Origin of the sequence: Streptomyces scabiei 87.22 (assembly GCF_000091305.1) — a bacterium.
Lineage (GTDB): Bacteria > Actinomycetota > Actinomycetes > Streptomycetales > Streptomycetaceae > Streptomyces > Streptomyces scabiei.
This window is the reverse complement of sequence record NC_013929.1, coordinates 8,652,477-8,678,643: the sequence shown is the minus strand read 5'-3', so window position 1 is coordinate 8,678,643 and position 26,167 is coordinate 8,652,477. Positions and strand designations below refer to the sequence as shown.

The window sequence follows — 26,167 nt, the reverse complement described above, 5'->3', positions numbered from 1 at the left end:
GCGGGGCGACAGGGGAAACCGCCGGGGGGAGCGGCCATGACCATTCATGTGTGCCCACGAACACATTTACGAAAGGCCGGGAAATCGGCTGCCCGGAGGATCGCCGTCGCGCTGTGCGGCGCGCTGCTCCTCGGCGGGTGCGGTGACTCGGCCCCCTCGCTGCTCGCGGTGAAGGCGGTGGCCGCCGGGGTCGCGTCCCTCGCGCCCTTCTTCGACGAGGGCGAACAGCTCGGCCGGGACGAGCCCCGGCTGACGCCCCTGACACCGCACAGCGGTCTGCAGCAGGGAAACGCGCCCGGCCTGTACGGGGGCACGCAGAAACCCACGGTCTGCGACGTACGCAAGCTGGAGGATTTCCTCGCCGCCCCCGAGAACGAGAAAAAAGCTCAGGAATGGGCCCGCGTCACCGGGGTGAAAGCCGACGGCATCGGACGTTATCTCGATTCACTCACCCCCGTTCTCCTGCGCCACGACACCCTCGTGAAGAACCATGACTACAAAAAGGGCAGGGCCGTTCCCTTCGACGCGCTCCTGGAGGCCGGAATCGCGGTCCTGGTCGACGACCAGGGGCTGCCCGCCGTGAAGTGCAGCTGCGGAAATCCGCTGCGCGCGTTCGACGCGGACCCCGGACGCATCGATGTGGAATTCCCGGGCGACAAGGAGTGGAAGGGCTACGACGCGTCCGGCGTGGTCGTCGTCGAACCCGCCCCCGAGCGACTGAAGGAGATCAAACTCGTCGATGTCGAGGACCCGGACCGGGGCATCAGCCGGGCGGTCGGCACCACGGGAGAGTCCGACACGACGTTCGACGCGCGGGCACGGCAGGCCGTACCGACGGTGCGGGGCATGACGTTCGGCGAGGCGAGCGCGGCCCTGGCGGACAGGGGCCTGGCGGCGACGGTCGCCGGGGGCGAGCTGCCGCCGGACGACACGCCGGTGACGGGGTCCAGTCCCGGGCCGGGCGCCGAGCTGGAGTTCGGCGCCGCGGTGGCACTGCGGGTGGAGGAGCCGGGCGGGACGGCGGAGGAGAGCAGCGGGGAGCCGGGGTCCTCGGGGCCGGGCTCGGGATCGGGAGCCCCAGGTTCGGAACCGGGTTCGTCCTCCGGGCCGGGACCGGGATCCACGAGGCTCGGGCCGACCGAGCCGTCGGAGAGCGGGGGCTCGCCGGCCGGCGGGGCTCCGTCGGAGAGCGGGTCGACGCCGACGGACGGGAACACGCCAAACACGCCCCCTGCGGGCGGGGGGTCCTCGCCGTCGGCCGGCGGAAGCTCGCGGGGAGGGACGACGTCGGGGACCGGCTTTTCGGACGGGGACCCGTCGGGCTCCGGCCCGTCGGGCTCCGGCCCGTCGGGCTCCGGCCCGTCGGGCTCCGGCCCGTCGGGCTCCGGCCCGTCGGGCTCCGGCCCGTCGGACGGTGGACCGCCGGGTGGCGGGCCGTCGGACGGTGGGTCGCCGGGCGGCGGGTCGGTGGCCGGCGGGTCGGTGGCCGGCGGGTCTGCGCCCGCAGAGTCGGTCACTCCCCCGACGACGGGCGGTACATCGTTCATGCCGTCGCCGTCCACGTCCTTCGAGAAGCCTGCGCCGGAGCCCGATCCCACGCCGAGCCCGTCCGTTCCCTCGTCTCCCTCGTCGGCGTCCGGTCTGTCCACGTCGAGCAGAGCGCCGGCCGCTCCCGAGCCCGGGGCCCCGACGGACCCGACGGACCCGACGGGAGCGCCCAGGTGGCCGGGCCTCCCTGTGGAGGTCCCGGCCCAGCCGCCCGTACGGATCTGAACCCCGGGAGGGACCGATGCAGTCAGAAGCACCGCAGTCGGGGGTCGGCCGGGTCATCGCCGACCGGTATCGGCTGCTGCACCGGCTGGGCAGCGGCGGCATGGGCCAGGTCTGGCTGGCGCACGACCGCCGGCTGGACTGCGAGGTGGCGCTCAAGGAGGTCGTGTTCGGCGGTCCGGACGAGGCCGAGCAGGAGCGCACGGCCCGGGTGGCCCGCGCCCGCGCCGAGGCCCGGCACGCCGCCGGTCTGCGCGCCCACCCGAACGTGGTCACCGTGCACGACGTCCTGGAACACGACGCGCTGCCGTGGATCGTCATGGAGTACGTCCCGGGCGCCCTCGACCTCAAGGCCCTCGTCGACCGGCACGGCGCCCTCGCGCCCGCGGAGTGCGCCCGGATCGGGCTGGCCGTGCTGGACGCGCTGACCGCCGGGCACGAGCGCGGCGTGATGCACCGGGACGTCAAGCCGGCCAACATCCTGCTCGCCCCGGACCGCACCGGGTCGCCGTACGCGCGCGTCCTGCTCACCGATTACGGCATCTCCGTCCAGCCCGACACCCAGGAGACCCGGCACACCCGGTCGCACGTCCTGGTCGGGACCGCCGGGTATCTCGCGCCGGAGCGGGCGCAGGGCGGGCAGCCGACCGCCGCGTCCGACCTGTTCTCGCTGGGCTGCACGCTCTACCGGGCCGTCGAGGGGTACGGGCCCTTCGACCGTGGCTCCGACATCGCGGCGCTGACCGCCATCGTCCTGGACGAGCCGCGTCCCATGCTGCGGGCCGGTGCGCTGGAGCCGGTGCTGACCGCCATGCTCGCCAAGGATCCCGCGCACCGGATCACCGCGGCGGACACCGAGGCCGCGCTCTCCGCGATCGTCACGCCCGAGACCCGCCCCCGCACCGGGCCCGTCCCCGGCCCGCGACCGCGGTGGGCGCACGCGCCCGCACCGGCCGGACCGGGGGGTCCCGCCCTCCCCCGCCCCGCGCCCGGGCCACCGTGGCACGCCCCGTCGGACGGGCCCGGCGGGCAGGACGGCTGGTCCCCGCCGGAGCGCCGTTCGTCCGGGGGCACGGAGCCTGCCCCGCCTCCGCGGACCGCCGGCGACCGTCCCGGCGCAGGCGGGCGGGTGCGCCGGCACCGCCTCCGGGCCCTTCTCGCGGGACTGGCCACCGCGCTCGGACTGGCCCTGGTGGTCGCCGGGGCGTGGCAGGCCGTGGAGAACCTGAGGGACCTGCGGGGTGCGCTGGACGGCAGCGCCGACACCCTGAGCACCGAGCTGCCGTACGGCCGGGCCGTGGGGCTCGTGGAGCCGCTGAGGGACGGCGACTGTGTGGACGTCACCTGGGCCGGCACGCCCTTCGAGGACGCCGCCCGGCTGCGGGTGGTGCCCGCGTGCGCGGGGCGCGCGATGGACGGCCAGGTGATGGCCTCCTACGAGGCGTCGTCCGCCGAGGACGCCAGGACGGGCGGCGCCGCCCGGTGCGAGCAGCTCACGGGGGAGGCCCGCGAGAAACTTGTGGACGTCCGTACTTTCGCCGTCCTGCCCACCGCCGACGGCTTCGACGCCGCCGGGCACCGGGTCGCCTGTCTCCTGCTGGGCGAGCGCAGGCCGGTCTACGGGCCGATCGGCGCGTACCGGACGGTGGGTGAGACGGTGCTGGTGGACGTGGCCACCCTGCAGAAGCAGGACTGTCTCGACCCGATCTCCAGCAACCGGATCAGGCTGGTCTCCTGCCACGACCGCCACCGCCAGAAGGTCCTCGGCTTCTACGAGATGAGCCCATCGACCACCTACGACGCGGCGCAGGACCGGGCCCTCGCGGCCTGTGTGCGGAACATGCCGCCGCGGCAGTACGGCCACGAGCCCGGCATCACCGCTTCCGGTTTCTGGATCAGCGAGGACGGCTGGGAAAAAGGAGCGCATTTCGTCGTCTGCACTGTCATTTCCGGTAGTGGGGGCACCATGGAGGGAGAAGAAGCCTGACGAAGGGTGTTGCGATGCCCGGTTCGACGAAGACCATGGGGGTGCTCACCGTCGGTGGGCTGGTCGCGGTGACGGCCTACTCGGTGGCGCTCGGCAGCAATGGCTGGCTGTGGTTCGGATGGGTCTTCCTGGGCCTGCTGACGCTGGGGATGGTGGCGTCGCGCACCTGAGGCTCACGCCCCGTGCTCCTCAGACCCGGGGCATTCCCCCGTCCGGGTGTACGCCCGGCTGGAATTTGGGCAGCCGGGCGGTGATCTTCATACCCGCGCCGACCGCGGTCTCGATGACGAGGCCGTGGTCGTCGCCGTAGACCTGCCGCAGCCGCTCGTCGACGTTGCTGAGGCCGATGCCGCCCGAGGGGCTGGTCTCGCCCGCCAGGATGCGGCGGAGCACCTCCGGTTCCATGCCGACGCCGTCGTCCTCGATGACGACGAGGGCCTCGGCTCCCGCGTCCTGGGCGGTGATGCTGATGTGGCTCTTGCCCGCGGCGGCCACCGTCCTGCCCTCCAGTCCGTGCTTCACCGCGTTCTCCACGAGGGGCTGGAGGCAGAGGAAGGGCAGGGTGACGGGGAGGACCTCGGGGGCTATCTGGAGCGTGACGGAGAGCCGCTCGCCGAAGCGGGCCCGGACCAGCGCCAGGTACTGGTCGATGGCGTGGAGTTCGTCGGCGAGGGTGGTGAAGTCGCCGTGTCTGCGGAACGAGTAGCGGGTGAAGTCGGCGAACTCCAGCAGGAGTTCACGGGCGCGCTCGGGGTCGGTGCGGACGAACGAGGCGATCACCGCCAGCGAGTTGAAGATGAAGTGCGGGGAGATCTGGGCACGCAGGGCCTTGATCTCGGCCTCAATCAGGCGGGTGCGGGACTGGTCGAGGTCGGCCAGTTCGAGCTGGACGGAGACCCAGCGGGCCACTTCCCCGGCCGCGCGGACGAGCACGGCGGACTCGCGGGGCGCGCAGGCGACGAGGGCCCCGTGGACGCGGTCGTCGACCGTGAGGGGGGCGACGACCGCCCAGCGCACCGGGCAGTCGAGGATGTCGCAGGTCAGCGGGAACGCCTCGCCCCGGCCGGTCTCCAGGGGGCCCGCCAGTCTGCCCATGATGTCGGCGCGGTGGTGCTCGGCCACACCTTCCCAGGCGAGGACGGACTCGTGGTCGGTGAGGCAGAGCGCGTCCGTGCCGAGCAGGGTGCGCAGCCGTTTGGCGGATCTTCGGGCGGTCTCCTCGGTGAGGCCGGCCCGCAGCGGGGGCGCCGCGAGGCTGGCGGTGTGCAGGGTCTGGAAGGTGGCGTGCTCGACGGGCGTGCCGAGTCCGCCGAGGCTGTTGCGCGGGCGGGCCGTGCGGCGGCCGAGCCAGAACCCGGCGGCGAGCACGGGAAGCAGGGCCACGCAGAACCCCGCGAGGAACCCGGTCACTTCAGCGCTCATCGCTCACCTCCCGCATGTGGTACACCGCTCACCGCTCGTGGGTTCCCTTCCCTCGCTCCCCCGCCCCGGGCGGGCACGCCCGGCCCTGCCGGCTCCGGGCCCGCCCTCCGGCGACCGCCGGCCCTCCCGGCCCTCAGCGGCGCCACAGTTCGATCTCCTTGGTCGCCGCCCGGGTCCGGCCGCCGACGAGTTCCTCCGGGAGGTGGAAGCGCGCCAGGATGGCCGGTGTCTCCGCCGGGATCCTGCCGGGGGTGGCCAGGGACACCAGGACCATCGTGAGGAAGCCGAGCGGCACGGACCAGAGCGCGGGCCAGGCCAGCAGGGCGTGGAGGGTGCCGGTGCCGGGGTATCCGGCCATGGTCGCGGCGACCGCGAGGAGCGCCGCGCCGCCGCCGACGAGCATGCCCGCGGCGGCCCCCGGCGGGGTCAGGCGCCGCCACCAGATGCCGAGGACGAGCAGCGGGCAGAAGGAGGACGCCGACACCGCGAAGGCGAGCCCGACCGCGTCGGCGACGGGCAGCCCGCCGACCAGGCCGCTCGCCGCGAGCGGCACGGCCATGGCGAGGAGCGTGCCGAGCCGGAAGTGCCGGACGCCGCGTGCGGGCAGGACGTCCTGGGTGAGCACCCCGGCGACCGCCATGGTCAGGCCGGAGGCGGTGGACAGGAACGCGGCGAAGGCACCGCCCGCGACCAGTGCCCCTAGGAGGTCTCCGCCGAGGCCGCCGATCATCCGGTCCGGGAGGAGGAGGACGGCCGCGTCGGCGTCTCCGGTGAGGGTGAGGTCGGGGGCGTAGAGCCGGCCGAGGGCCCCGTAGACCGGGGGCAGGAGGTAGAAGAAGCCGATCATGGCGAGGACGACGACCGTGGTGCGGCGGGCGGCGACACCGTGCGGGCTGGTGTAGAAGCGGACGACGACGTGGGGCAGGCCCATGGTGCCGAGGAAGGTGGCGAGGATCAGCCCGTAGGTGGCGTACAGGGGACGTTCCTCGCGGCCGGCGGCCAGGGAGGTGGACATGCCGCCGTTGGTGCCCCGGTCGGCGACGGGGACGGTGTCGCCCTTGCCGAAGGTCAGCCGGGTGCCCCGGTCGACGCGGTGGGTGCCGGCGGACAGGTCCACCCGCCGGTCGTCGTGGCGGCGGCCGTCGATCGTGCCGGTGACGGTGACGGTGAGCGGGCCGGCGAGCTTCAGGTCGAGGGTCTCGTCGACACGGACGACACGCTGCTCACGGAACTCGGCGGGCTCGTCGAAGGCGTGCCGCGGGGCCCCGTCGGCCTGCCAGGCGAGGACGAGGAAGAGCGCGGGGACGAGCAGGGCGGTGAGTTTCAGCCAGTACTGGAACGCCTGGACGAAGGTGATGCTGCGCATGCCTCCGGCGGCGACGGTGGCGCAGACGACGACGGCGACGATGACGCCGCCGAGCCAGGCGGGCGCGTCGGTGAGCACGCTCAGCGTGAGTCCGGCGCCCTGCAGTTGGGGCAGCAGGTAGAGCCAGCCCACGCCGACGACGAAGGCCCCCGCGAGCCGCCGTACGGTCTTGGAGGCGAGCCGGGCCTCGGCGAAGTCCGGCAGCGTGTAGGCGCCGGAGCGGCGCAGCGGGGCGGCGACGAACAGCAGCAGGACGAGGTATCCGGCGGTGTAGCCGACCGGGTACCAGAGCATGTCGGGGCCCTGGACGAGGACGAGGCCGGCGATGCCGAGGAAGGAGGCGGCGGACAGGTACTCGCCGCTGATCGCGGCCGCGTTGAGCCGGGGGCCGACGGTGCGGGAGGCGACGTAGAAGTCGGAGGTGGTGCGGGAGATGCGCAGGCCGAAGGCGCCGACGAAGACGGTCGCCACGACGACGAGGGCGACCGCGGGGACGGCGTAGTTCTCGTTCATGCCTTGCTTCCGGTCTCCTCGTTCACTCGGTTCGCTGTCGGCCTCGCCCCGGTCTCCACCGCGGTCCTCAGCGGTCCTCGACGAGCCGGACGAGGTCCTGTTCGTTGCGTTCGGCGCGGCGTACGTGCCAGAGGGCGAGGAGGACCAGCGGCGGGTAGACGCCGAAGCCGAGCAGGGCCCACTCCATGCCCGCGCCGTCCGGCATCGCGGCGAAGACCAGGGGCAGCGGGGCGACCAGCAGGACGAGGACCGCGAACACGGCGAGGGCGGCGCGGAGTTGGCTGCGCATGAGGGAGCGGACGTAGGTGTGGCCGAGGGTGGTCTGTTCGTCGATCTCGGTGCGCGGGCGGTGATGGCCCGAGCCGCGCCGGGTGCGGCGGGGCACTCCGGTGACGACGACACGGCGTTCGGCGGGGTCGTGGGGCATGGCGGCTCCTCAGCCCGTGGTCCGGCGCATCAGCAGGTCGCGCAGCTCGCGTGCGTGGCGGCGGCTGACCTGGAGTTCCACGGAGCCGACGAGGACGCTCACCGTGCCCGCGTCCAGGCGGAGTTCGCCGACGTGCCGCAGGGCGACGAGATGCCGGCGGTGGATGCGCACGAACCCGCGTGCGCGCCAGCGCTCCTCGAGGGTGGACAGGGGGATGCGGACGAGGTGGCTGCCCTGGGGGGTGTGGAGCCGGGCGTAGTCGCCCTGGGCCTCCACGTGCGTGATGTCGGCGACGGCGACGAAGCGGGTGACGCCGCCGAGTTCGACGGGTATCTCGTCGGGGTCGGGTTCGTGGACGGGGATCGGCGGGGCCGTGGCGGTCGCCGTGTCACGGAGCTGGGCGGCCCGGCGTATCGCCTCGGCGAGACGCTCCCGGCGGACGGGCTTGAGGACGTAGTCGACGGCCTTGAGGTCGAACGCCTGGACGGCGAAGCCCTCGTGCGCGGTGACGAAGACGACGAGCGGGGGGCGGGCGAAGCCGGTGAGGAGACGGGCGAGGTCGAGGCCGTCGAGGCCGGCCATGTGGATGTCGAGGAAGACGACGTCGATCGCCTCCGGCCCCTGGGGCCCGGACTCCAGGGCACGGTTGATCCTCCGCAGTGCCTCGGTGGCGTCGCTCGCTCCCTCGGCGCTGCCGACCCGTGGATCCGCGTTCAGCAGGTACAGCAACTCCTCCAGCGAGGGTTTCTCGTCATCGACGGCGAGCGCGCGCAGCATGAACGTGGAGTGTAGGAGCAATTCGTACGCCTGCACACGGGCGCGCGCCGGACCCTTCGCAGCGGGGGCCGCGGGGCCCCTCCCTGGATACAGTGCCCGCATGAGCAGCAAGTCCGCGGCGTTCGACGAACTCGACCGCAAGATCATCACGGCGTTGATGGCGAACGCGAGGACCAGCTTCGCCGAGATCGGGGCGGCCATCGGCCTTTCGGCCACCGCGGTGAAGCGGCGGGTGGACCGGCTGCGCGAGACCGGGGTGATCACCGGGTTCACGGCGACCGTGCAGCCGGCCGCGCTCGGCTGGCGCACTGAGGCGTACGTGGAGGTGTACTGCGAGGGCGCGGCGCCGCCCCGTCGGCTCGCGGAGGTCGTGCGCAACCATCCGGAGATCACGGCGGCGATGACGGTGACCGGCGGCGCGGACGCCCTGCTGCACGTCCGGGCGATAGACGTGGAGCACTTCGAGGAGGTGCTGGAGCGGATCCGCACCGAGCCGTTCATCCGGAAGACGATCAGCTACATGGTGCTGTCGCACCTGCTGCCGGAGGCTCCGGAGGCCGGGGCCACCCAGGACGCAGCGAACGTGCGCTGAGCCGAGCCGACACGCAGCATTACTGCGCGAACACGCAACGTTCGTTTCTTGTCGTGCGCCTGGCCTGATTCTTACCGTGGTGTCATCCCCGTCGACACCCGTCAGGAAGCGGAGAAACCCTCTGTGCCCGACACCCGTGTGCCGCGCCTTCGGCGCTTTCTCGTCTGCGAACCCAGACACTTCGCCGTGCAGTACTCGATCAATCCGTGGATGCACCCGGACACCCCCGTGGACGTCGATCTGGCCCAGGACCAGTGGCGGGAGCTGATCCACGCCTACCGCACCCTCGGCCACACCGTGGAGACCGTGGAGCCGGTGGCGGCGCTGCCCGACATGGTGTTCGCGGCCAACTGCGCGCTCGTCCTCGGCGGCCGGGTCCTCGGTTCGCTGTTCCACGCGCCCGAGCGGCGCCCCGAGTCCACCGCGTACGACGCCTGGTTCCAGGGCGCCGGGTACGACGTGCTGCGCTCCGAGTCGGTGTGCGAGGGCGAGGGCGACCTGGTGCCGACCGGCCGCTATCTGCTCGCCGGGACCGGCTTCCGCACCACCCGCGAGGCCCATCGCCAGGCGCAGGAGTTCTTCGGCGTCCCGGTGATCAGTCTGCAGCTCGTGGACCCGCGCTTCTACCATCTGGACACCGCGCTGTTCGTCCTCGACGACGGGAGCGACGGCTCGGCGGGCAACATCGCCTACTACCCGGAGGCGTTCTCCCCCGGCAGCCGTGCCGTCCTCGCCCGGCTCTACCCGGACGCGGTGATCGCGACCCGCGACGACGCCATGGCGTTCGGCCTGAACTCGGTCTCCGACGGCCGCCACGTCTTCATCTCGCCCCGCGCCAAGGATCTGGCCGACCGGCTCACCCGGCTGGGCTACGTTCCCGTCCCCGTCGACCTGTCGGAGTTCCAGAAGGCCGGCGGCGGCATCAAGTGCGTCACCCAGGAGATCCGCCCGTGACCCGGGAGACCCGCCGCCCGGTTCGTGCGATCCGCCCCCTGACCGATGGAGGTCCGCTCATGACCGCTCCCGCCCCCACGCGCTCGTCGGCCGACCTCATCCGCGCCGAGGAGCCCGTCCTCGCGCACAACTACCACCCGCTGCCCGTGGTCGTGGCCCGCGCCGAGGGCACCTGGGTGGAGGACGTCGAGGGCCGCCGCTATCTGGACATGCTGGCCGGATACTCCGCCCTCAACTTCGGCCACCGCCACCCGGCGCTGATCGACGCCGCGCACCGCCAGCTCGACACGCTCACCCTCACCTCGCGGGCCTTCCACCACGACCGGCTCGCCGGGTTCGCCGCGTCCCTGGCCGAGCTGACCGGGCTGGACATGGTGCTGCCGATGAACACCGGCGCCGAGGCAGTGGAGAGCGCGATCAAGGTGGCCCGCAAGTGGGCATACGAGGTGAAGGGCGTCCCCGCCGACCGGGCCACGATCGTCGTCGCCGCCGACAACTTCCACGGCCGTACGACGACCATCGTCAGCTTCTCCACCGACCCGGTGGCCCGTGACGGTTTCGGGCCCTTCACCCCCGGTTTCCGGGTGGTCCCGTACAACGACCTCGCCGCGCTGGAGGCGGCGATCGACGAGACGACGGCCGCGGTGCTGATCGAGCCCATCCAGGGCGAGGCGGGCGTGCTCATCCCCGACGACGGGTATCTGCGCGGGGTGCGCGAGCTGACCCGCCGCACCGGCTGTCTGTTCGTCGCGGACGAGATCCAGTCGGGCCTCGGCCGCACCGGCCGTACGCTCGCCGTCGAGCACGAGGACGTCCTGCCCGACGCCGTACTGCTCGGCAAGGCGCTCGGCGGCGGCATCGTGCCCGTGTCGGCCGTGGTGGCCCGCCGGGAGGTGCTGTCGGTGCTGCGTCCGGGCGAGCACGGCTCGACGTTCGGCGGAAACCCGCTCGCGGCGGCGGTCGGTTCGGCGGTGGTCGAACTGCTGCGCACCGGTGAGTTCCAGCAGCGGGCCGCCGAGCTGGGCGGGGTCCTGCGGGAGGGGCTGACGGAACTGGTCGGCCGGGGCGTGGTCGGCTTCCGGGCGCGCGGGCTGTGGGCGGGCGTCGACGTCGACCCCGCGATCGGCACGGGCCGCGAGATCAGCCGGCGCCTCATGGCGGCGGGCATCCTCGTCAAGGACACTCACGGCTCGACCATCCGCCTGGCCCCGCCCCTGACCATCACCGCCGCGGAACTGCGGTCCGCGCTGGGGACGTTGGGAGAGGTCCTGGAGGCCGGTTCCTGACGGAGGGGACCGGAGGACGGCTCCTGGCAGACCGCCCGTTCCCGCGTCCCGGACAGGGGCGCGGGGACACCCCCGGGCCCGTGAGGGGGCCGCGGGTGCCCGGGACGCCCGCACGGCGCGGGAGGGCCGCCCGGCGCGGGAGGGCCGCCGTCGAGTTGCCGTCGAGAGCCGGGCGCGCAGGCTGGGGGGAGCCCCTCAGCCCTCCGGAAGGACACAGGTCATGGCGACGGTCCGTGGATTCGACGGTGAGCCGCAGACTCTCGAAGCGTTCGAGATCGACCTCGACGAAGGGGACTGGGAGGCGTTGCGTTCCGACCCGGAACGGTTCTTCCGGGAGCTGCTGGAGCCCGAGTACAAGGTCAACGGCATCTGCGTCGACACCCGGAACCTCGGGCGTCTGGCGCGGGGCGAACTGACGGCGGCGAGTTTCGTCCGGCTCGTGCACATCAGCGGTGGCCCGTTCGACTCGTACTACGTCTGGCCCGAACACCAGATGTGACGTGCCGGGACACCGCGTTCCGGCCGGATCAGGCGGCGGGGTGGGGCCGCAGCAGGAACAGGGCGATGTCGTCGGTGTGCCGGCCGGTGGGGCGGGTGTGGCGGACCAGGCTGTCCACCAGCTGGTGCAGCGGGAGGTCGCCGGCCCGGCCGAGGTGCTGGGCGAGGTCGGCGATGGTCCGGCTCATGTCGGTGCCGGGATCCTCCACGAGGCCGTCCGTGTAGAGGGCGAGCAGTGTCCCCGGGGCCAGGGACAGCGTGGTGAGCGGGTAGACGGGGCTGCCGACGCCGATGCCGAGCGGGGGGCCGGGGCGGATGTCGACCGGATGGCTGCGCCTGTCGGGGTGGCGCACCAGCGGCGGCGGATGTCCGGCGCTGGCGAGGGTGGCCTGGCGGCGGCCGAGGTCGAGGTGGGCGTAGAGGCAGGAGACGAAGCGGCTGGCGTTGAGGTCGGCCAGGTCGCGGTCGGTGCGGGCCAGGACCTGGTCGGGAGCGGCGCCGGCGGTGGCGTGGGCGTGGACGGCCATGCGGACCTGGCCCATGAGGGCGGCCGCCGTGATGTCGTGGCCCTGCACGTCGCCGATGACCGCGGCGGCCGTGGTGTCGGTGAGACGGATGAGGTCGTAGAAGTCGCCGCCGATGTCCATGCCGTGGCTGGCGGGCAGATAGCGGGCGGCGACATCGAGCCCGGCCACGGTGGGCAGGGCGTGGGGCAGCAGGGTCTGCTGGAGGGCGTGCGCGAGGTTGTGCTTGGCGTCGTAGAGGCGTGCGCGGTCCAGGGCCTGGGCGATGAGCCCGGCGAGGGGCGTGAGAAGCGAGCGCTCACCGGCGGTGAACGGGTGCGGCTCGTTGTAGGCGAGGAGGAGGCAGCCGATGGGGTGCCCCGAGCTGAGCAGCGGCAGGAAGGCCCAGGCGTGCTTGTCGGTGATCTGCGGGGCCCTGGGGTAGAAGCGGGACAGTTCGCCCCGGTCGGCGAAGAACGCGGAGGCACCGGTGGTCAGGACGCGGCCGGCGGGCGTGAGATCGGCGTCCGTGGGCATGCCGTCGAACTGCTCGATGACGGCGGGGTCGTAACCGCGGTGTCCGATGATCTGGATGCGGCCGGCGTCGGCGGTGGACATGATCATGCCGTGGGCGCCGAACGCGGGCAGGATCCGTTCGGCGACGAGGTCGACGACGTCCTGGACGCCGAGGGTGTCGGTCAGGGCGGCCGCCAGGGCCATCAGCAGATGGATGCGGCTGTGCGACGGGGTTCCGGTGAGCGCGTTCTGCGTGTCGGCCGACCCGGCCCCCGAGACGGACCCGAGGTCGGGCGTGGGCCGCGCGCCGAGGGGTCGGGAGGCGAGGTGGGGGGAGATGAGCACGCTGGTGCCGTCGTCGTCCGTGTGCAGGCGCAGATCGAGCCGGCGGCCCGGTGGGCGCACCACGGTCAGGGCGACCGGCTCGCGGCTGCTCATGGCGGTGCGGTAGGCGTCCATGTACGCGATGTCGTCGAGCCAGGTCAGTGACTGCCACGGCTGGGTTCCCAGCAGGCGTTCCGCCGGTCTGCCCAGCAGGTCGGCGGCCGCGGCATTGACGTAGGCGACGCAGCCTCCCAGGTCGAGGGCGAGGGTGCCGAGCGGCAGACGTTCCACCATCTCGGCCGCGGCGCGTCCGGACTGCGGGGCTGGGGTGTCGCGGTGGGGCCGCACGAAGCGGGGCCGGTCCGGGACGACCGGCGGCAGGGTCTGCGCGTCCAGCACCCGGGCGACACGGCGGGCGCTGAAGGCGATGTTCCCGCGCTCCCGGCGGCTGAGCCGGGGGGAACGTCCGGGTGCCCACCCGAGCAGCAGCGCGCCCCTGCGGTGCCGGATCCCGCCGAGCGGATGGACGGCGAACGCGACCTGGTAGGGGATGCCCGCCGCGACGCGCGGATAGCAGCGGGCCAGTTCCTCCAGGGAACTGACCCAGACGAGCCGGTCGTTGCGGACCGCGTCCTGGCTCGGGCCGTGCACGGAGTAGGGGGCCCTCCACCACGGCGCGAAGGCGTCGACCGGTACGCCGCACAGCGCGATCAGGCCCAGTGTGGTTTCCTCCGGATCCAGCACGTAGACGCCGCCGAAGCGGGCACCGGTGCGGCGCACCGCCGCCGCCAGGCTCTCGCCCAGCGGATCGTCCGCACCCGGACGCCCACCGGACCCGGTCATGCGGCGCAGCATCTGACGCCCATATCCAGACGCTAAGCCAGCACGGGGGCTATGGCATGTGGATCAGGAGCGCGGCCGGCCCGGCGCGCGGCGCTCCCCGCCGTCGGACGGCCGGGGGCGGGGAGCGGCTCCGCTGCCGCTCGCTCCGCGGTTCGAGCCGTTCGGCCGGCCGCACACCCCGCGCCCGCCGCCCACGCGGTTCGGCCAGAAGTCCGTACGGGACGACGTAGGCGCCTCCGGGTGCTCCCGGTGACGCGGCACGGCGGGCTACGATCACACTGTCGACACGCGGGACGGGGCTCACCAGCGCTCATGGCGCCTGACGCAACGTCAGCGACGTCAGCGAGGAGTCAGCGTGAGCACGATCGGACCCGGCCGCGGACGGGCCCTGCCCACAGGGGGATCGCGAGCGCGCATGTCTTCCGTGCCCTGGCGGAACACGTCCACAGAGTCGATCGGGTAGCGCGAGGGAGACGCCGTGTTCTATTACCTGCTCAAATACGTGCTTCTGGGTCCGCTGCTGCGACTGGTCTTCCGGCCTCGCATCGAGGGCCTCGAACACGTCCCGTCCACGGGCGCGGCCATCGTCGCGGGCAACCACCTGTCCTTCTCGGACCACTTCCTGATGCCCGCGATCCTCAAGCGGAGGATCACGTTCCTGGCGAAGGCCGAGTACTTCACCGGTCCGGGTCTCAAGGGCCGGCTGACGGCGTTCTTCTTCCGCAGCGCCGGACAGATCCCGGTCGACCGCTCCGGCAAGGAGGCCGGTCAGGCCGCCATCCGCGAGGGGCTCGGTGTGCTGAGCAAGGACGAACTCCTCGGCATCTACCCGGAGGGCACCCGCTCCCACGACGGTCGCCTCTACAAGGGCAAGGTCGGCGTCGCCGTCATGGCGCTCAGGGCCAAGGTGCCGGTCATCCCCTGCGCCATGATCGGCACCTTCGAGGCGCAGCCCCCGGGCAAGGTCATCCCCAACATCCACCCCGTCGTCATCCGCTTCGGCAAGCCGCTCGACTTCTCGCGCTACGAGGGCATGGAGAGCGAGAAGGCCGTGCTGCGCGCGATCACCGACGAGATCATGTACGCGATCCTGTCGCTCTCCGACCAGGAGTACGTGGACCAGTACGCGGCCGTGGTGAAGGCGGAGGAGGCCGCGGCGGCCAAGGAGCGCAGGTTCCCGCGCATGCCGCTGAGTTGACCGGTGCCCGGACCAGGGCCGGGGTGCTCTGCGGGTAGCAGAGCACCCCGGTGGACCGGATGCGGACGTCGTACGGCCGGGGCATGACACGACGTGCTCCGGAGATCGGGGCGACGGGACAGACCGGGCGCGCGGCATGGAGAAGGGGGCGACCGGGGTGTCCCGGTCGCCCCCTTCCGTCACGTCGCCTCGGTCACCGTCACCTCGGTCACGTCACGGAACCGCGGCGGGTCCTACGGAGCGGGCGTGGCGTGCGGCGCGCACGTCACGTCGGCCCCGCCCACCTCACCGGTGAGCAGGTAGGTGTCCACACGCTCGTTGACGCACGGGTTCACCAGGCCGGTGACACCGTGGGAGCCCGCGTTCTGCTCCGTGACGAGCCGGGAGCCCTTGAACCGCTTGTGCAGCTCGACGGCACCCTCGTACGGCGTGGCCGCGTCCCGCTCGGACTGGACGATCAGGACGGGCGGCAGGCCCGCCTTGGTCTTCACGTTCAGCGGGGTGTACTGCTTCGACCCCCAGGTGGCGCACGGCAGGTTCATCCAGGCGTTGGCCCAGGTCATGAACGGGTGGTCCCGGTGCAGCCTGGTGTTGTCGCGGTCCCACTTCCGCCAGCTGGTGGGCCACTTGGCGTCGGTGCACTCGACCGCCGTGTACACGGCGTTGCCGTTCTCCGAGGTCGCGTTGCCCGCGGTGTCGGAGAGGTCCGGGGCGGCCGCGTCGACCAGCGCCTGGGTGTCACCGGCGGCGTACTTGCTCCAGACCCGGGCGGTGGGCGCCCACGAGGAGTCGTAGTACGGGGCGCTCTGGAAGAAGGAGATCAGCTCGGCCGGGCCGACCAGCCCGCCGAGCGGCTTCTTCTTCGCGGCGGCCCGCAGCTCCAGCCACTTCGCCTGCACCTTGGCCTGGGTGTTCCCGAGGTGGTACGTGGCGTCGTTCTGCGCGACCCACTTCGTCCAGTCCTGCCACCGGCCCTCGAAGGCGACGTCCTGGTCCAGGTTGGCCTGGTACCAGACCTTCTCGCGGGAGGGGTTCACCACGCTGTCGACGATCATGCGGCGCACGTGGTCCGGGAAGAGCGTGCCGTAGACGGCGCCGATGTAGGTGCCGTACGAGACACCGAGGAAGTTGAGCTTCTTCTCCCCCAGGGCGGCCCGGATGACGTCCAGGTCACGCGCGGTGTTCGGCGTCGTCATGTGCGGCAGCATCTCGCCGCTGCGCTGTTGGCAGCCCGCCGCGTAGTCGGCCGCGAGCTTGCGTTGCTTGAGCTTGTCGGCCTCGGAGTCCGGAACCGGGTCCATCTTGGGCGCCTTCACGAACTCCTGCGGGTCCACGCAGGAGATCGGTGCCGACTTGCCGACTCCGCGCGGGTCGAAGCCCACGAAGTCGTACGCCTTGGACGTCTTGGCCCACAGCGGGGCCTTGGTGGTGACCCGGCGCGGGAAGCGCAGGCCCGAGCCGCCCGGGCCGCCCGGGTTGTAGACGAGGGCGCCCTGGCGCTCCTCCTTCGTACCGGTGCTGCCGATACGGTCCACCGCCAGCTGGATCTGCTTGCCGTTCGGCTTGGCGTAGTCCAGCGGCACGGAGACCCAGCCGCACTTGATCGGCTTCTCCAGGCCCCAGCTCTCGGGGCAGTCCTGCCAGTCGATGCCCTTCTTCGCCGCCCTCTCGGCGGCGAGGGCGACGCCCTTGGCCTCGCGGTTCTGCGCTCGCGCGCCGTCCGCGGCGCTTGCCACGGGGGCGGCGACGGCACCCGCTATCAGCGTCGCCGTGACGAGCAGTCCGGCGGAGCCGAACGCTGCCGCCCTTCTGGTCGGCCTCAAACCTCTCAAGAGGAAACTCCCCGTACATCGTTGCGAAGATGCGACATGGTCACGGGGATCCTCGTACCTGTCAGGTACCTGAGAACAGAGGCCGGAACAGTTCTTTACTAATCCGATAACCGGTGCGGAAAGTCCCGTTCAGCGGATGAGCGCGGATCCGGTCCGCCGCTCCTCAGCCGTCCAGTTCGGCCAGGGCGTCGTCGAGGACGCGCCGCAGCCTCAGCGCGTCGGGTGCGAGGGCGCTGACGAGCACGGCCGGCCCGGCGAGCGGGGTGAGCGCGGCGGTCTCCCCCAGCACTCGCGGCCCGGGCGCCCGCTCGGCGAACTCCGGCCGTACGACCAGGAGTTGCCCCAACGCCCGGTGCCCGCCCAGCACGGCGGGCCCGTCCCAGCCACCAGGAGCCCCCGGCCCACAGGACACCTGCTGGTCGAGCAACGGCCGCCCGCCCGACCACACACCGAGCCGGCTGGTGAGCCGCCCGGGCTCCTCCCCGGACCGGCCGAGCACCTGCTCCTCCCGGAACACCAGCCGCGCGCCCTCGGAGAGTTCCACCCGCGTCGACACGTACAGGTCGCTGCCCTTCGCCGAGATCAACTGCTCGGGCAGCCAGCGCAGTTCGCCTCCGGCGGCGACCTCGATGCGTACACCGTAGTGGGCCTCGCCCTTGGCCTGGCCGGGCAGCGCGATCGTCGCGGCGGCCGACCCGACGTGCAGCCGTGCCCCGGCGCCGACCTCCGCCTCGACGGCGAACCGGTCCCCGCCGAGCGGCCCGCTCATGGCCCCGACCAGCATGACCCGGGCCTCGTCACCGCTCCCCCGCGTACGGCGCAGGGCCAGGGGCCCGTCGCTCTCCAGTACGGGCAGGGCGGTGCCGCCCCGCCCGTCGGCGCGGGCCGTGAGCCGGGCGGTGGCGCTGACGCCCGTCGTCCCGCGGGCCCTCCCCACGGCGGCGCCGGGGGCCGACGTCATGCCGTCCACGTCGCGAGCTTCCCGCGCACCCAGTCGGCGACGTCCGTGACGCCCGCCTCGGTGCGCAGCGACTGGAACACCACCGGCAGTTCGGCCCGCTGCGCCTTCGCGTCCGCGGCCATCCGGGCGAGGTCGGAACCCACGTACGGCGCGAGGTCCGTCTTGTTGACGACGAGCAGGTCGGCGGTGGTGACGCCGGGGCCGCCCTTGCGCGGGATGTCGTCCCCGCCGGCCACGTCGATGACGAAGACCTGCGCGTCGACGAGGCCCCGGGAGAAGGTGGCGGTGAGGTTGTCGCCGCCGGACTCGACGAGGATGAGGTCGAGCGGCCCGACCTCGTCCTCCAGGTCCTCCACCGCCTCCAGGTTCGCGGAGATGTCGTCCCGGATCGCCGTGTGCGGGCACGCGCCCGTCTCCACGGCGGTGATCCGCTCGGGCGGCAGTACCGCCTCGCGCAGCAGGAACTCGGCGTCCTCGCGCGTATAGATGTCGTTGGTCACGACCGCGAGCGACAGTTCGTCCCGCAGCGCGCGGCAGAGCGCGGCGACGGTGGCGGTCTTGCCGGACCCGACGGGCCCGCCGAGCCCGATCCGCAGGGCCCGCCGGGTCCCGTCGGGCCGCCGCGCGTCAGCGCCGAGTGCGGCGGGGCCGTCGTGGGTGTGGGAGTGGTCGAGATGCATGGGTGGCTCCTTGGCCGTGGGTCGCGGAATTGGGGTGGTGCGACGGTCGTGGGGCGGGTGCGGGTCCGATGAGGCTTCTCGCGCAGTTCCCCGCGCCCCCAAAAACATCAGGCCCCTGCGGGCCTGAAAAGCTCGGGGCGCAGCCCCTGCTTTTCAGGGGCGCGGGGAACTGCGCGAGAAGCCCCACCGGGCGGACGTACGGGGGCGAGGGGCGCAGCCCCTCAAGGATGGGACGGGTAGGGGCGGCGGGGGCGAGGAAACTCAGGAAGCGAACAGCCGCACGGACCACCCCGCATGAACCTCCGCCCCGATCTCCAACAGCGGCCCGGACGCCGCCGGCAGACACTCCACCCCCGCCCGCCCCACCCCCCGAGCCGCGTCCACCGCCTCCCCCACCACCACATCCAGCTCGGGAGCCAACCGCGCCAACACCCCGGTCGCGTCGAACGGATCGAGACTCAGCAACCGCACCACCGCACTCGCCGCCCCGCTCACACTCTCGTACGCCGAGCAGTACGCCGCGTCGTCCGCCCCCAGCCCGGCCGCCCTGGCCACCACCCCCAGCACCACCGGCTGGTGCGCCCCCTTGGGGAACTCCCGCGCCAGCGCGTCCAGTTCCGCCGACGGCCAGGTCGCCCGCGCCGCCCGCATCAACTGCCGCCCCAGCTTCCGTGAAGCACCCCGCAGGGCGACGGACGGCGTCCGGGCGTCCGCGGCCGCGTCCAGGTCCGCCGGATCCACGCCGAGCGCGGCGGCGGCGGCCAGCCCGGCCGCCACCAGCCCGGCCGTGTGCAACCGCCCCCGGCAGAAGGCCTCCAGCCCCTCCGCCCCGGTGATCAGCCCGGCCTTGACCGCCGCCTCGGCCCCGCCGGAGTGCGCGTGCCCTCCGGCGGGGAACCGGCCGTCGGCCAGGACGAGCAGTGCGGCCCTAGACATCGCGGCCCCCTCTCCTCGGACGTCGCACCCCGAAGGTCCGGCATCGCATCCCGTGCACCACCCCGGCCATCAGAAGAGGAAGTACCGCTGTGCCATGGGCAGTTCGGCAGCCGGTGCGGCCTCGACCAGCTCCCCGTCGATGTGCACGGCGAAACTGTCCGGGTCGATACGCACCTCCGGCCGCGCGTCGTTCTCGCGCATGTCGGCCTTGGTGACCCCGCGGGTCGACTCGATGGCGACGAACCGCTTCCCCAGCGACAGCCGCTCCGGCAAGCCGTCCTCGACGGCGAGCGGCGCCACGAAGTTGAACGAGTTCGAGGCGGGCGCCCGCCCGATGGCCCCGAACATCGGGCGCGGAAGGATGGGCTGCGGCGTCGGGATGGAGGCGTTCGCGTCGCCCATCTGCGCGTAGGCGATCTGTCCGCCCTTGATCACGAGCTGGGGCTTGACGCCGAAGAACGCGGGCTCCCACAGGACCAGGTCGGCCAGTTTGCCCGTCTCGACCGAGCCGATCTCACGGGCCAGCCCCTGCGCGAGGGCGGGGTTGATCGTGTACTTGGCGACGTAACGGCGTACGCGGTGGTTGTCCGCACGGCCGTCACCGGGCAGCGCGCCCCGCCGCCGCTTCATCACGTGGGCGGTCTGCCAGGTGCGCAGGATGACCTCGCCCACCCGCCCCATGGCCTGCGCGTCCGAGGAGATGATCGAGATGGCGCCCAGGTCGTGCAGTATGTCCTCGGCACCGATGGTGGACGGCCGGATGCGGGACTCGGCGAACGCCAGGTCCTCCGGCACGGCCGCGTTCAGGTGGTGGCAGACCATCAGCATGTCGAGGTGTTCCTCGGCGGTGTTGACGGTGTAGGGCCGGGTCGGGTTGGTGGAACTGGGCAGCACGTGCGGCTCGGACACCACGGTCATGATGTCGGGCGCGTGTCCGCCGCCGGCGCCCTCGGTGTGGTACGCGTGGATACCGCGTCCGGCGATCGCGGCGAGCGTGTCACCGACGAACCCGGCCTCGTTCAGCGTGTCCGTGTGGATGGCGACCTGGATGCCCGTCCGTTCGGCGACGGTCAGCGAGGCGTCGATGACGGCCGGGGTCGAGCCCCAGTCCTCGTGCAGCTTGAGGCCGAGGGCGCCGCCGCGGATCTGGGACAGCATCGCCTCGTGGGAGACGGTGTTGCCCTTGCCGAGGAAGCCGATGTTGAGCGGGTACGCCTCCATCGCCTCCATCATCCGGGCCAGGTGCCAGGGGCCGGGGGTGACGGTCGTGGCCTTCGAGCCCTCCGCCGGTCCCGTGCCGCCGCCGACGAGGGTCGTGACACCGGACGACAGGGCCTCGTCGGCGATCTGCGGGCAGATGAAGTGGACGTGGGCGTCGATCGCTCCGGCGGTGACGATCCGCCCGTTGCCCGCGATGATCTCCGTCTCGGGGCCGATGACCAGGTCGGGGTGGACGCCGTCCATCGTGTCGGGGTTGCCGGCCTTGCCGATACCGGTGATCCGGCCGTCGCGGATGCCGATGTCGGCCTTCACGACGCCCCAGTGGTCGATGATCACCGCGCCCGTGACAACGGTGTCCGGGGTGCCTTCCGCGCGCGTGGCCCGGGCCTGGCCCATGGATTCGCGAATGACCTTGCCACCGCCGAACACCGCCTCGTCGCCGGCGAGTCCGGGCCCGCCGCTGCGGTCCTCCTCGATCTCGACGAGCAGATCGGTGTCGGCGAGCCGGATGCGGTCACCGGTGGTGGGGCCGAACAGGTCGGCGTACGCGGCACGCGAGATCTCAGGCATCGAGGGCACCTCCGGTCTCCCCGCGCAGTCCGGGCACGACACGGGCGCCGGCGAGGGGTACGAGTTCCACCTCGGCCGGGATCCCGGGCTCGAAGCGCACGGCGGTGCCGGCGGCTACGTTCAGCCGCTTCCCGCGCGCGGCCGCGCGGTCGAACTCCAGGCCCGGGTTGGCCTCGGCGAAGTGGTAGTGGGAGCCGACCTGCACGGGCCGGTCGGCGGCGTTGAGGACGGTGAGCCGGGTGACCTCACGGCCCTCGTTGTAGACGATCGGGCCGGAAGCGAAGAGGATCTCGCCGGGAATCATCGCGGTCTCCTCGGAGGCGCGGGTCGTGGACATCGCGGCCCTCTCAGACGATCGGGTCGTGGACGGTGACGAGCTTGGTGCCGTCCGGGAAGGTCGCCTCGACCTGGACGTCGTGGATCATCTCCGGGATGCCCTCCATGACGTCGTCCCGGGTGAGCAACTTCCGCCCGGACGCCATCAGTTCGGCCACGGTGCGGCCGTCCCGGGCGCCTTCGAGGAGGTGAGCGGTGATGAGCGCCACGGCCTCGGGGTGGTTCAGCTTGAGCCCGCGGGCCCGGCGCTTCTCCGCCACGTCGGCCGCCACATGGATCAGCAGCCTCTCCTGCTCGTGCGGGGTCAGTTGCACGGCGTCCACCTCACATCCTCGCTCCGGACCGTGCGGGGTCCGGTTGCCTCGCCACCGGGCAAATTCGCTGGTGGCGTGGCCGCAGGCTAATCGGACGGCGTTTCGACGACGTTAACCGGGCCGTGATCTCCGTGGGCCACGCCCCGCCGTGCGCCGGGCCGGCCGACCACCCCCGCCCATGTTCCGCTCCCGTCACTCCCAGGCGCCTCCCGTTGTCCCGCCCCGGCCCCCGCTCAGCCGCCGTCGCCCCTGACCTCCATGCTCATCAGGGCCTTCACGCCCAGCTCCAACACCTGGACCGGTACGTCACCGAACAGCGCGTTCTGGGCCGCGAAACCCTGGGCCAGCGCGACCATCGTGCGTGCCACGCTGACGGCGGGGATGTCCGCCCGCATCATCCCGGCGTCCTGGTACGCCTCGACGATCCTGATCCAGGGGCTGCGGACCTGGGCGAAGCCCTCGGCGAGGATCGCGTGCAGTTCGGCATTGCGCAGCGTCTCGGCCCACACCTGCACCATCAGCTTCGGGTACAGGGACTCCCCCGCCTCCCCGAGCGTCGGCTGCCGGTGCAGGATGCGGCGCAGCACGGCGCCGAGCAGGACGTCCGGCGGCGGGGGCGGACCCTGCAGCGCCGCATCCTCGAACGCGCTGCGGACATCGTCGAGGACCTCGCCGACGATCGCCGCGATCAGTTCTTCCTTGCCGCTGAAGTAGCGGTAGACCGCCCCGGCGGAGAGGTCGGCCTCCTTCAGCACGTCCTGCATCGAGGTGGCGTGGAAGCCGTTGCGGGCGAAGCAGCGGGCGGCGGCGTCGAGGATCTGGCGGCGGCGGGCGTCGAGACGCTCCTGGGATACGCGGGGCATGGCGCCCAACGTAAAACGAACGTTCCTTCTTGACAAGACGCGACGCCGGGAGGATGGTGAAGCCAAGAAAAACGAACGCTCCTTCTTTTTAGCGGCCCAGCACCACCGCCGCCCTGTCGCCGAGCAACCGCCGCGGCGACTACCCCGCCCACCCCTTACTCCCCACCGAGGAGAACCATGTCCGCCCCGTCCGCAGCATCCACCGCGGCCAAGGCCACCGACACAGGCGCAGGCACCACCCCCGCCACCGCCGTCGGCACGTCGGCCCCGGCCCACTCGGTACCCCCGAACCGCCGTATGGCCGCCGTCATCGTCCTGATCCCGCTGGTCGCGGCTCTCGCACTGTGGGCCTTCGCGTGGCCCAACGCCCGGACCGCACCACGCGACCTGCCGCTCGGTGTGGCCGGTCCGGCCACCGCGGTCACCCAGGTCGAGAAGCAACTGGCGCACCGGGAGGGCGCCTTCGAGATCCACCGCTACGCCGACGAGACGGCCGCGCGGGAGGCGATCGAGGACCGGACCGTATACGGCGCGGTGGTCGTCACCCAGGCGGGGCCGAAGCTGCTCACCGCCTCGGCGGCGAGCCCGATGGTGGCCCAGTTGCTGCAGCAGGCCGTGACCCAGCAGGCCGCCGAGGAGGGGGTCCGGGTCGCGATCACCGATGTGGTGGCCACCTCGCCGAACGACCCGCGGGGGGCGGCCTTCGGTGCCGGCGTGCTGCCGCTGGCCCTGGCGGGTACCGCCTCCGGTGCCATGGTCACCCTGCTCGGTCTGCGCCGGGGGCGTGCGGCCGGTGCGCTGGTCGGAGCCGCCGTGCTGGTCGGGCTCGCCGCCACCGCGATCACGGAGAGCTGGCTGGGCGTGCTCGGCGGTCACTGGTGGGCCGAGGCCGGCGTGCTGAGCCTGACGACACTGGCCGTCGGCGGCACCGTGGCCGGATTCGCCTCCCTGCTCGGCAAGCCGGGCATGGGCCTGGGCGCCCTGCTGATCGTCTTCGTCGGCAACCCCTTCGCGGGCGCCGCCACCGCGCCCCAGCTGCTGCCCGAACCGGCGGGCGCCCTCGGCCGGCTCCTCCCGCCGGGTGCGGGTGTGTCGCTGCTGCGCTCGGTGTCCTTCTTCGACGGTGCGGCCGCCCTCGCCCCGGCCCTCGTCCTGACCGCCTGGGCGGCCTTCGGCCTGACGGCCGTCCTGCTGGGTCACCTGCTCAGGCGTGCCCCGAAGCCCGCCGAGCGGACCGCCACCGAGCCGGCCCCCGCCCCGGTCCCGGCCGGCTGACCCGTCCGAGGCCGACCCCGGCCACCACCAGGACCGGCCGTGCGCCCCCGCTGTAGCGGACGGGGGCGCACGGCCTTCGTGCCCCCGCCCCACACGCCCGCTAGGACGCCCCCGTCCCCCGGCGCTCGGCCGTCATGCCGAACCTCTGCTGCTCCCTGGCCGTCGGCGCGACCTCGCGGACGCGGGAGACGGAGCTGATCACCGGCTCGTCCGTGGGCTCCTGGAGGGATTCGAGCTGTTCCAGGTCGGCTGCGGAGACCAGGGCGACGAGGGGCTTGCCGTGGCGTGTCACGACGACGCGCTCGCCGCCGTAGACCACGCGGTTGATCAGTTCGGCGAGCTCAGCCCTGGCTTGCGTCACCGGAATCTCGTAGGCCATGGAATCCAGCTTAGACCGGGGCTTCCTCACCGCCCGGAGCGGAAGATCCGATTCTGGCCCAGGGCGATCGCCCCCTTCGTACGATCGGGCTCCACCTCCGGCAGGAGGCGTTCATGACAACCAGACACAGGGGGAACGATGTCCGGTCTTTCCAGGCGGTCACTGCTCGGGTACTCGGGATCGGCGGCGGCAGGGGCGGTCCTCACGACGAACGCCACCACCCAGGAGGCGACGGCGGTGAGCGCGAAGACGGCCACCGGCGCCGACACCGACACCGACAGCAGGTCGTCGGCCGCCGCCGACTTCCCGGACGGCACCCGGTTCAGCGGCACGGTCCGGATGCCCGGTACCGAGATGACGGAACTGACGATCGGTTTCAGCGTCGGCACGACGGAGGCGCCGGCCGCCCAGCGGATTACCGCGCTCGACGTCGCGGAAGCCCTGAACACGCTCGCCGCCGCCCGCGGCTGGCCGCCCGTCACCTTCTACGGGACCCCGGCTCCCGCACCACTGAACTGACCGGCCGGACACGGCCCACCCGAGATCCCCGCGAAGCCTCGCTGCGCGGGGATCTCCCACTTTCCACGGCACTCTCACCATCGGCGGCACCCCGCACCGTCGGCTGGGTCTTTTCGCTCTCGGCCGATCGCGGTCCTCTCCTCCGCACTACGTACGTCCTGTACATTTTTTACGGAAGTCGATCAGAGGAGGCACATCCATGCCCGAGCGCCCACCGTCCGCCCGCCATGTGCTGCCCGAGTTCACCGAGCGCACCGGCGCGGGGTACCGGACGCTCACCGCGATGACCGCGCTCTACGACACGAACCGGTTCGTCACCTGTGACGTGGAGACGGTCTGCCCGGGGCAGGCGGGGTCGGCCGCCGCGGTGCTGCCGGCCGCGGGCACACCGGGCAAGCGGTCGATGCTGCCGGGGGCCCGCGCACTGATCCACCAGCCGGCCATGGCCGACCCGGTCGAGGGGCAGGCCGGTGATCCGGCGATCCGGGCCGAGGAGTTGACGCGCCACCGCCGGACCATGGAGGAGATGCTCGTCCGGCACACGGGGCGGAGCCCGGAGCGGATCGGTGCCGACATCGAGCGGGACACGTTCCTCGACGCCGAGGCGGCGGTGGCGTACGGCCTGGCAGACCGGGTTGTCCAAAGCCGCAGGACCGATGTCACACCCCCCTCGCCCCCGTTCCCCGGGGCGAGGTGAGGCGCGGATGCTGCCCCCGGAGCTGCCGCCACTGCCCGCGCTCACCCGCGCCGAGGCGGAGCTGATCGACCGTTACCTGGACGTGCTGGACCTGATCGGCCGGATCAATCCGGCCCGTCCGGGCGATACCTATCGCGGGTTGCGTGCGGCACAGGCGCTGGTCTCGAAGGCGACCGCCCTGCGCGACGCGCTCGAACTGATGCACAAGCGCGGGGAGAGCGAGGTGCACGCGCCGACGCTCGCGCGGGCGCTGCGCGTCCTGGACGGGGAGCGCCGCGCCGGACGGGTGGCGCTGCCGCCGGAGGCGGAGGACTCGCCGGCCTGAACCGATCGCCTGTCGCGCTCCGTACTACTGACGGGGCGTCCGGTTCCGGCTCGGCGCCCTCCGGTCGGCCTACCGCGACCGACCCATCGGCCCATACGTCGTGAGGACCTGTGAAGTTGCGCAAGATGCCTGGTACATGGGCGGAGTACAGCATTCCGGTGCTGGTGCGGACCTCCTCGACCAGTGGGACACAACGAGGGAAATCACCCTGTCCACCCGAACGGGCGAGTGGTGAGTAAGACCACAAATCCCCGTTTCCGTTGGGATTTTCGCACTTGAGTAC

26 protein-coding genes are annotated in these 26,167 nt (G+C 72.6%); 12 read left to right on the top strand and 14 right to left on the bottom strand.

Going from position 1 to position 26,167, the window contains the following annotated elements; translation table 11 throughout:
- Window positions 1-36: 36 nt before the first annotated feature.
- The 3 genes from SCAB_RS37615 to SCAB_RS47900 are packed head-to-tail and all read left to right on the top strand — an operon-like array spanning window position 37 to window position 3,927.
- Window positions 37-1,773: a PASTA domain-containing protein gene (locus SCAB_RS37615; protein WP_013005272.1), complete on the top strand. Its 1,737-nt coding sequence runs from the start codon at window positions 37-39 to the stop codon at window positions 1,771-1,773.
- A gap of 16 nt (window positions 1,774-1,789) precedes the next feature.
- The gene (locus tag SCAB_RS37610) at window positions 1,790-3,757 is read left to right on the top strand and encodes a protein kinase domain-containing protein (protein WP_013005271.1); all 1,968 of its coding nucleotides are present in this window, start codon (window positions 1,790-1,792) and stop codon (window positions 3,755-3,757) included.
- 14 nt (window positions 3,758-3,771) lie between these two features.
- Entirely contained in the window at window positions 3,772-3,927 is a 156-nt protein-coding gene (locus SCAB_RS47900) for a hypothetical protein (RefSeq protein ID WP_013005270.1), read from the top strand.
- Between the two features lie 19 nt (window positions 3,928-3,946).
- On the opposite strand, the gene SCAB_RS37600 is transcribed toward SCAB_RS47900, so the two are convergent.
- From SCAB_RS37600 to SCAB_RS37585, 4 genes are all read right to left on the bottom strand, one after another.
- The gene (locus tag SCAB_RS37600; RefSeq protein WP_013005269.1) at window positions 3,947-5,167 is read right to left on the bottom strand and encodes a sensor histidine kinase; all 1,221 of its coding nucleotides are present in this window, start codon (window positions 5,165-5,167) and stop codon (window positions 3,947-3,949) included.
- 145 nt (window positions 5,168-5,312) lie between these two features.
- Window positions 5,313-7,058, bottom strand: a complete 1,746-nt coding sequence (locus SCAB_RS37595; protein ID WP_013005268.1) for a sodium/solute symporter — start codon at window positions 7,056-7,058, stop codon at window positions 5,313-5,315.
- A 67-nt stretch (window positions 7,059-7,125) separates the two neighbouring features.
- Complete coding sequence (locus SCAB_RS37590) at window positions 7,126-7,485, bottom strand: hypothetical protein (RefSeq protein ID WP_013005267.1); 360 nt, start codon at window positions 7,483-7,485, stop codon at window positions 7,126-7,128.
- Window positions 7,486-7,494: 9 nt separating this feature from the next.
- Window positions 7,495-8,262 carry a LytR/AlgR family response regulator transcription factor gene (locus SCAB_RS37585; protein ID WP_013005266.1) on the bottom strand — a complete coding sequence of 256 codons (768 nt, stop codon included), beginning with the start codon at window positions 8,260-8,262 and terminating at the stop codon, window positions 7,495-7,497.
- 100 nt (window positions 8,263-8,362) lie between these two features.
- On the opposite strand from SCAB_RS37585, the gene SCAB_RS37580 reads away from it, so the two are divergent.
- The 4 genes from SCAB_RS37580 to SCAB_RS37565 all read left to right on the top strand — a co-directional run bounded on the left by SCAB_RS37580 (window position 8,363) and on the right by SCAB_RS37565 (window position 11,593).
- Window positions 8,363-8,854, top strand: a complete 492-nt coding sequence (locus SCAB_RS37580) for an Lrp/AsnC family transcriptional regulator (protein ID WP_013005265.1) — start codon at window positions 8,363-8,365, stop codon at window positions 8,852-8,854.
- Between the two features lie 123 nt (window positions 8,855-8,977).
- Entirely contained in the window at window positions 8,978-9,808 is an 831-nt protein-coding gene (gene ddaH, locus SCAB_RS37575; RefSeq protein WP_061335578.1) for a dimethylargininase, read from the top strand.
- A gap of 59 nt (window positions 9,809-9,867) precedes the next feature.
- A complete protein-coding gene (gene rocD / locus SCAB_RS37570; protein ID WP_013005263.1) occupies window positions 9,868-11,094 on the top strand; it encodes an ornithine--oxo-acid transaminase in 1,227 nt (408 codons plus the stop codon).
- 220 nt (window positions 11,095-11,314) lie between these two features.
- A complete protein-coding gene (locus SCAB_RS37565) occupies window positions 11,315-11,593 on the top strand; it encodes a hypothetical protein (protein WP_013005262.1) in 279 nt (92 codons plus the stop codon).
- Window positions 11,594-11,621: 28 nt separating this feature from the next.
- On the opposite strand, the gene SCAB_RS37560 is transcribed toward SCAB_RS37565, so the two are convergent.
- Window positions 11,622-13,778, bottom strand: a complete 2,157-nt coding sequence (locus SCAB_RS37560) for a SpoIIE family protein phosphatase (protein WP_037727760.1) — start codon at window positions 13,776-13,778, stop codon at window positions 11,622-11,624.
- Window positions 13,779-14,256: 478 nt separating this feature from the next.
- Between SCAB_RS37560 and SCAB_RS37555 the strand changes: the two genes are divergently transcribed.
- The gene (locus SCAB_RS37555) at window positions 14,257-14,976 is read left to right on the top strand and encodes a lysophospholipid acyltransferase family protein (RefSeq protein WP_013005260.1); all 720 of its coding nucleotides are present in this window, start codon (window positions 14,257-14,259) and stop codon (window positions 14,974-14,976) included.
- Between the two features lie 233 nt (window positions 14,977-15,209).
- On the opposite strand, the gene SCAB_RS37550 is transcribed toward SCAB_RS37555, so the two are convergent.
- From SCAB_RS37550 to SCAB_RS37515, 8 genes are all read right to left on the bottom strand, one after another.
- The gene (locus SCAB_RS37550) at window positions 15,210-16,799 is read right to left on the bottom strand and encodes an alpha/beta hydrolase (RefSeq protein WP_013005259.1); all 1,590 of its coding nucleotides are present in this window, start codon (window positions 16,797-16,799) and stop codon (window positions 15,210-15,212) included.
- A 172-nt stretch (window positions 16,800-16,971) separates the two neighbouring features.
- A complete protein-coding gene (locus SCAB_RS37545) occupies window positions 16,972-17,769 on the bottom strand; it encodes an urease accessory protein UreD (RefSeq protein ID WP_173403028.1) in 798 nt (265 codons plus the stop codon).
- The gene (gene ureG / locus SCAB_RS37540; protein ID WP_013005257.1) at window positions 17,766-18,449 is read right to left on the bottom strand and encodes an urease accessory protein UreG; all 684 of its coding nucleotides are present in this window, start codon (window positions 18,447-18,449) and stop codon (window positions 17,766-17,768) included. Before ureG ends, SCAB_RS37545 begins: the two co-directional genes overlap by 4 nt.
- A 261-nt stretch (window positions 18,450-18,710) precedes the next feature.
- Entirely contained in the window at window positions 18,711-19,385 is a 675-nt protein-coding gene (locus SCAB_RS37535; RefSeq protein ID WP_013005256.1) for an urease accessory protein UreF, read from the bottom strand.
- Window positions 19,386-19,454: 69 nt separating this feature from the next.
- Complete coding sequence (locus SCAB_RS37530; protein ID WP_037727555.1) at window positions 19,455-21,176, bottom strand: urease subunit alpha; 1,722 nt, start codon at window positions 21,174-21,176, stop codon at window positions 19,455-19,457.
- Entirely contained in the window at window positions 21,169-21,480 is a 312-nt protein-coding gene (locus tag SCAB_RS37525) for an urease subunit beta (protein WP_037727758.1), read from the bottom strand. Before SCAB_RS37525 ends, SCAB_RS37530 begins: the two co-directional genes overlap by 8 nt.
- 43 nt (window positions 21,481-21,523) lie before the next feature.
- Window positions 21,524-21,826 carry an urease subunit gamma gene (locus SCAB_RS37520; RefSeq protein WP_037727756.1) on the bottom strand — a complete coding sequence of 101 codons (303 nt, stop codon included), beginning with the start codon at window positions 21,824-21,826 and terminating at the stop codon, window positions 21,524-21,526.
- A 233-nt stretch (window positions 21,827-22,059) separates the two neighbouring features.
- Window positions 22,060-22,689, bottom strand: a complete 630-nt coding sequence (locus tag SCAB_RS37515) for a TetR/AcrR family transcriptional regulator (protein WP_013005252.1) — start codon at window positions 22,687-22,689, stop codon at window positions 22,060-22,062.
- Between the two features lie 177 nt (window positions 22,690-22,866).
- On the opposite strand from SCAB_RS37515, the gene SCAB_RS37510 reads away from it, so the two are divergent.
- Window positions 22,867-23,964 carry a hypothetical protein gene (locus tag SCAB_RS37510; protein WP_013005251.1) on the top strand — a complete coding sequence of 366 codons (1,098 nt, stop codon included), beginning with the start codon at window positions 22,867-22,869 and terminating at the stop codon, window positions 23,962-23,964.
- A gap of 100 nt (window positions 23,965-24,064) precedes the next feature.
- Here the strand turns inward: SCAB_RS37510 and SCAB_RS37505 are convergent, their stop codons facing one another.
- Window positions 24,065-24,343, bottom strand: coding sequence for a type II toxin-antitoxin system Phd/YefM family antitoxin (locus SCAB_RS37505; protein WP_013005250.1), 279 nt, complete (start codon window positions 24,341-24,343; stop codon window positions 24,065-24,067).
- A 138-nt stretch (window positions 24,344-24,481) separates the two neighbouring features.
- Between SCAB_RS37505 and SCAB_RS37500 the strand changes: the two genes are divergently transcribed.
- The 3 genes from SCAB_RS37500 to SCAB_RS37490 all read left to right on the top strand — a co-directional run bounded on the left by SCAB_RS37500 (window position 24,482) and on the right by SCAB_RS37490 (window position 25,884).
- Complete coding sequence (locus SCAB_RS37500; protein ID WP_037727552.1) at window positions 24,482-24,862, top strand: twin-arginine translocation signal domain-containing protein; 381 nt, start codon at window positions 24,482-24,484, stop codon at window positions 24,860-24,862.
- 199 nt (window positions 24,863-25,061) lie between these two features.
- Window positions 25,062-25,559 carry a ClpP family protease gene (locus SCAB_RS37495; protein ID WP_013005247.1) on the top strand — a complete coding sequence of 166 codons (498 nt, stop codon included), beginning with the start codon at window positions 25,062-25,064 and terminating at the stop codon, window positions 25,557-25,559.
- 7 nt (window positions 25,560-25,566) lie between these two features.
- Window positions 25,567-25,884, top strand: coding sequence for a hypothetical protein (locus SCAB_RS37490; protein ID WP_013005246.1), 318 nt, complete (start codon window positions 25,567-25,569; stop codon window positions 25,882-25,884).
- Window positions 25,885-26,167 lie beyond the last annotated feature (283 nt).

Bases quoted from the DNA above. Each gene is read 5' to 3' on its own strand.
- SCAB_RS37545 (WP_173403028.1), bottom strand. From the start codon at position 17,769: ATGACGTCGGCCCCCGGCGCCGCCGTGGGGAGGGCCCGCGGGACGACG.
- SCAB_RS37565 (WP_013005262.1), top strand. From the start codon at position 11,315: ATGGCGACGGTCCGTGGATTCGACGGTGAGCCGCAGACTCTCGAAGCG.
- SCAB_RS37515 (WP_013005252.1), bottom strand. From the start codon at position 22,689: ATGCCCCGCGTATCCCAGGAGCGTCTCGACGCCCGCCGCCGCCAGATC.
- SCAB_RS37610 (WP_013005271.1), top strand. From the start codon at position 1,790: ATGCAGTCAGAAGCACCGCAGTCGGGGGTCGGCCGGGTCATCGCCGAC.
- SCAB_RS37615 (WP_013005272.1), top strand. From the start codon at position 37: ATGACCATTCATGTGTGCCCACGAACACATTTACGAAAGGCCGGGAAA.
- SCAB_RS37585 (WP_013005266.1), bottom strand. From the start codon at position 8,262: ATGCTGCGCGCGCTCGCCGTCGATGACGAGAAACCCTCGCTGGAGGAG.
- SCAB_RS37595 (WP_013005268.1), bottom strand. From the start codon at position 7,058: ATGAACGAGAACTACGCCGTCCCCGCGGTCGCCCTCGTCGTCGTGGCG.
- SCAB_RS37560 (WP_037727760.1), bottom strand. From the start codon at position 13,778: ATGACCGGGTCCGGTGGGCGTCCGGGTGCGGACGATCCGCTGGGCGAG.
- SCAB_RS37580 (WP_013005265.1), top strand. From the start codon at position 8,363: ATGAGCAGCAAGTCCGCGGCGTTCGACGAACTCGACCGCAAGATCATC.
- SCAB_RS37495 (WP_013005247.1), top strand. From the start codon at position 25,062: ATGCCCGAGCGCCCACCGTCCGCCCGCCATGTGCTGCCCGAGTTCACC.
- SCAB_RS37530 (WP_037727555.1), bottom strand. From the start codon at position 21,176: ATGCCTGAGATCTCGCGTGCCGCGTACGCCGACCTGTTCGGCCCCACC.
- SCAB_RS37490 (WP_013005246.1), top strand. From the start codon at position 25,567: ATGCTGCCCCCGGAGCTGCCGCCACTGCCCGCGCTCACCCGCGCCGAG.
- SCAB_RS37510 (WP_013005251.1), top strand. From the start codon at position 22,867: ATGTCCGCCCCGTCCGCAGCATCCACCGCGGCCAAGGCCACCGACACA.
- SCAB_RS37590 (WP_013005267.1), bottom strand. From the start codon at position 7,485: ATGCCCCACGACCCCGCCGAACGCCGTGTCGTCGTCACCGGAGTGCCC.
- SCAB_RS37535 (WP_013005256.1), bottom strand. From the start codon at position 19,385: ATGTCTAGGGCCGCACTGCTCGTCCTGGCCGACGGCCGGTTCCCCGCC.
- SCAB_RS37500 (WP_037727552.1), top strand. From the start codon at position 24,482: ATGTCCGGTCTTTCCAGGCGGTCACTGCTCGGGTACTCGGGATCGGCG.
- rocD (WP_013005263.1), top strand. From the start codon at position 9,868: ATGACCGCTCCCGCCCCCACGCGCTCGTCGGCCGACCTCATCCGCGCC.
- SCAB_RS47900 (WP_013005270.1), top strand. From the start codon at position 3,772: ATGCCCGGTTCGACGAAGACCATGGGGGTGCTCACCGTCGGTGGGCTG.
- SCAB_RS37505 (WP_013005250.1), bottom strand. From the start codon at position 24,343: ATGGCCTACGAGATTCCGGTGACGCAAGCCAGGGCTGAGCTCGCCGAA.
- ureG (WP_013005257.1), bottom strand. From the start codon at position 18,449: ATGCATCTCGACCACTCCCACACCCACGACGGCCCCGCCGCACTCGGC.
- SCAB_RS37525 (WP_037727758.1), bottom strand. From the start codon at position 21,480: ATGATTCCCGGCGAGATCCTCTTCGCTTCCGGCCCGATCGTCTACAAC.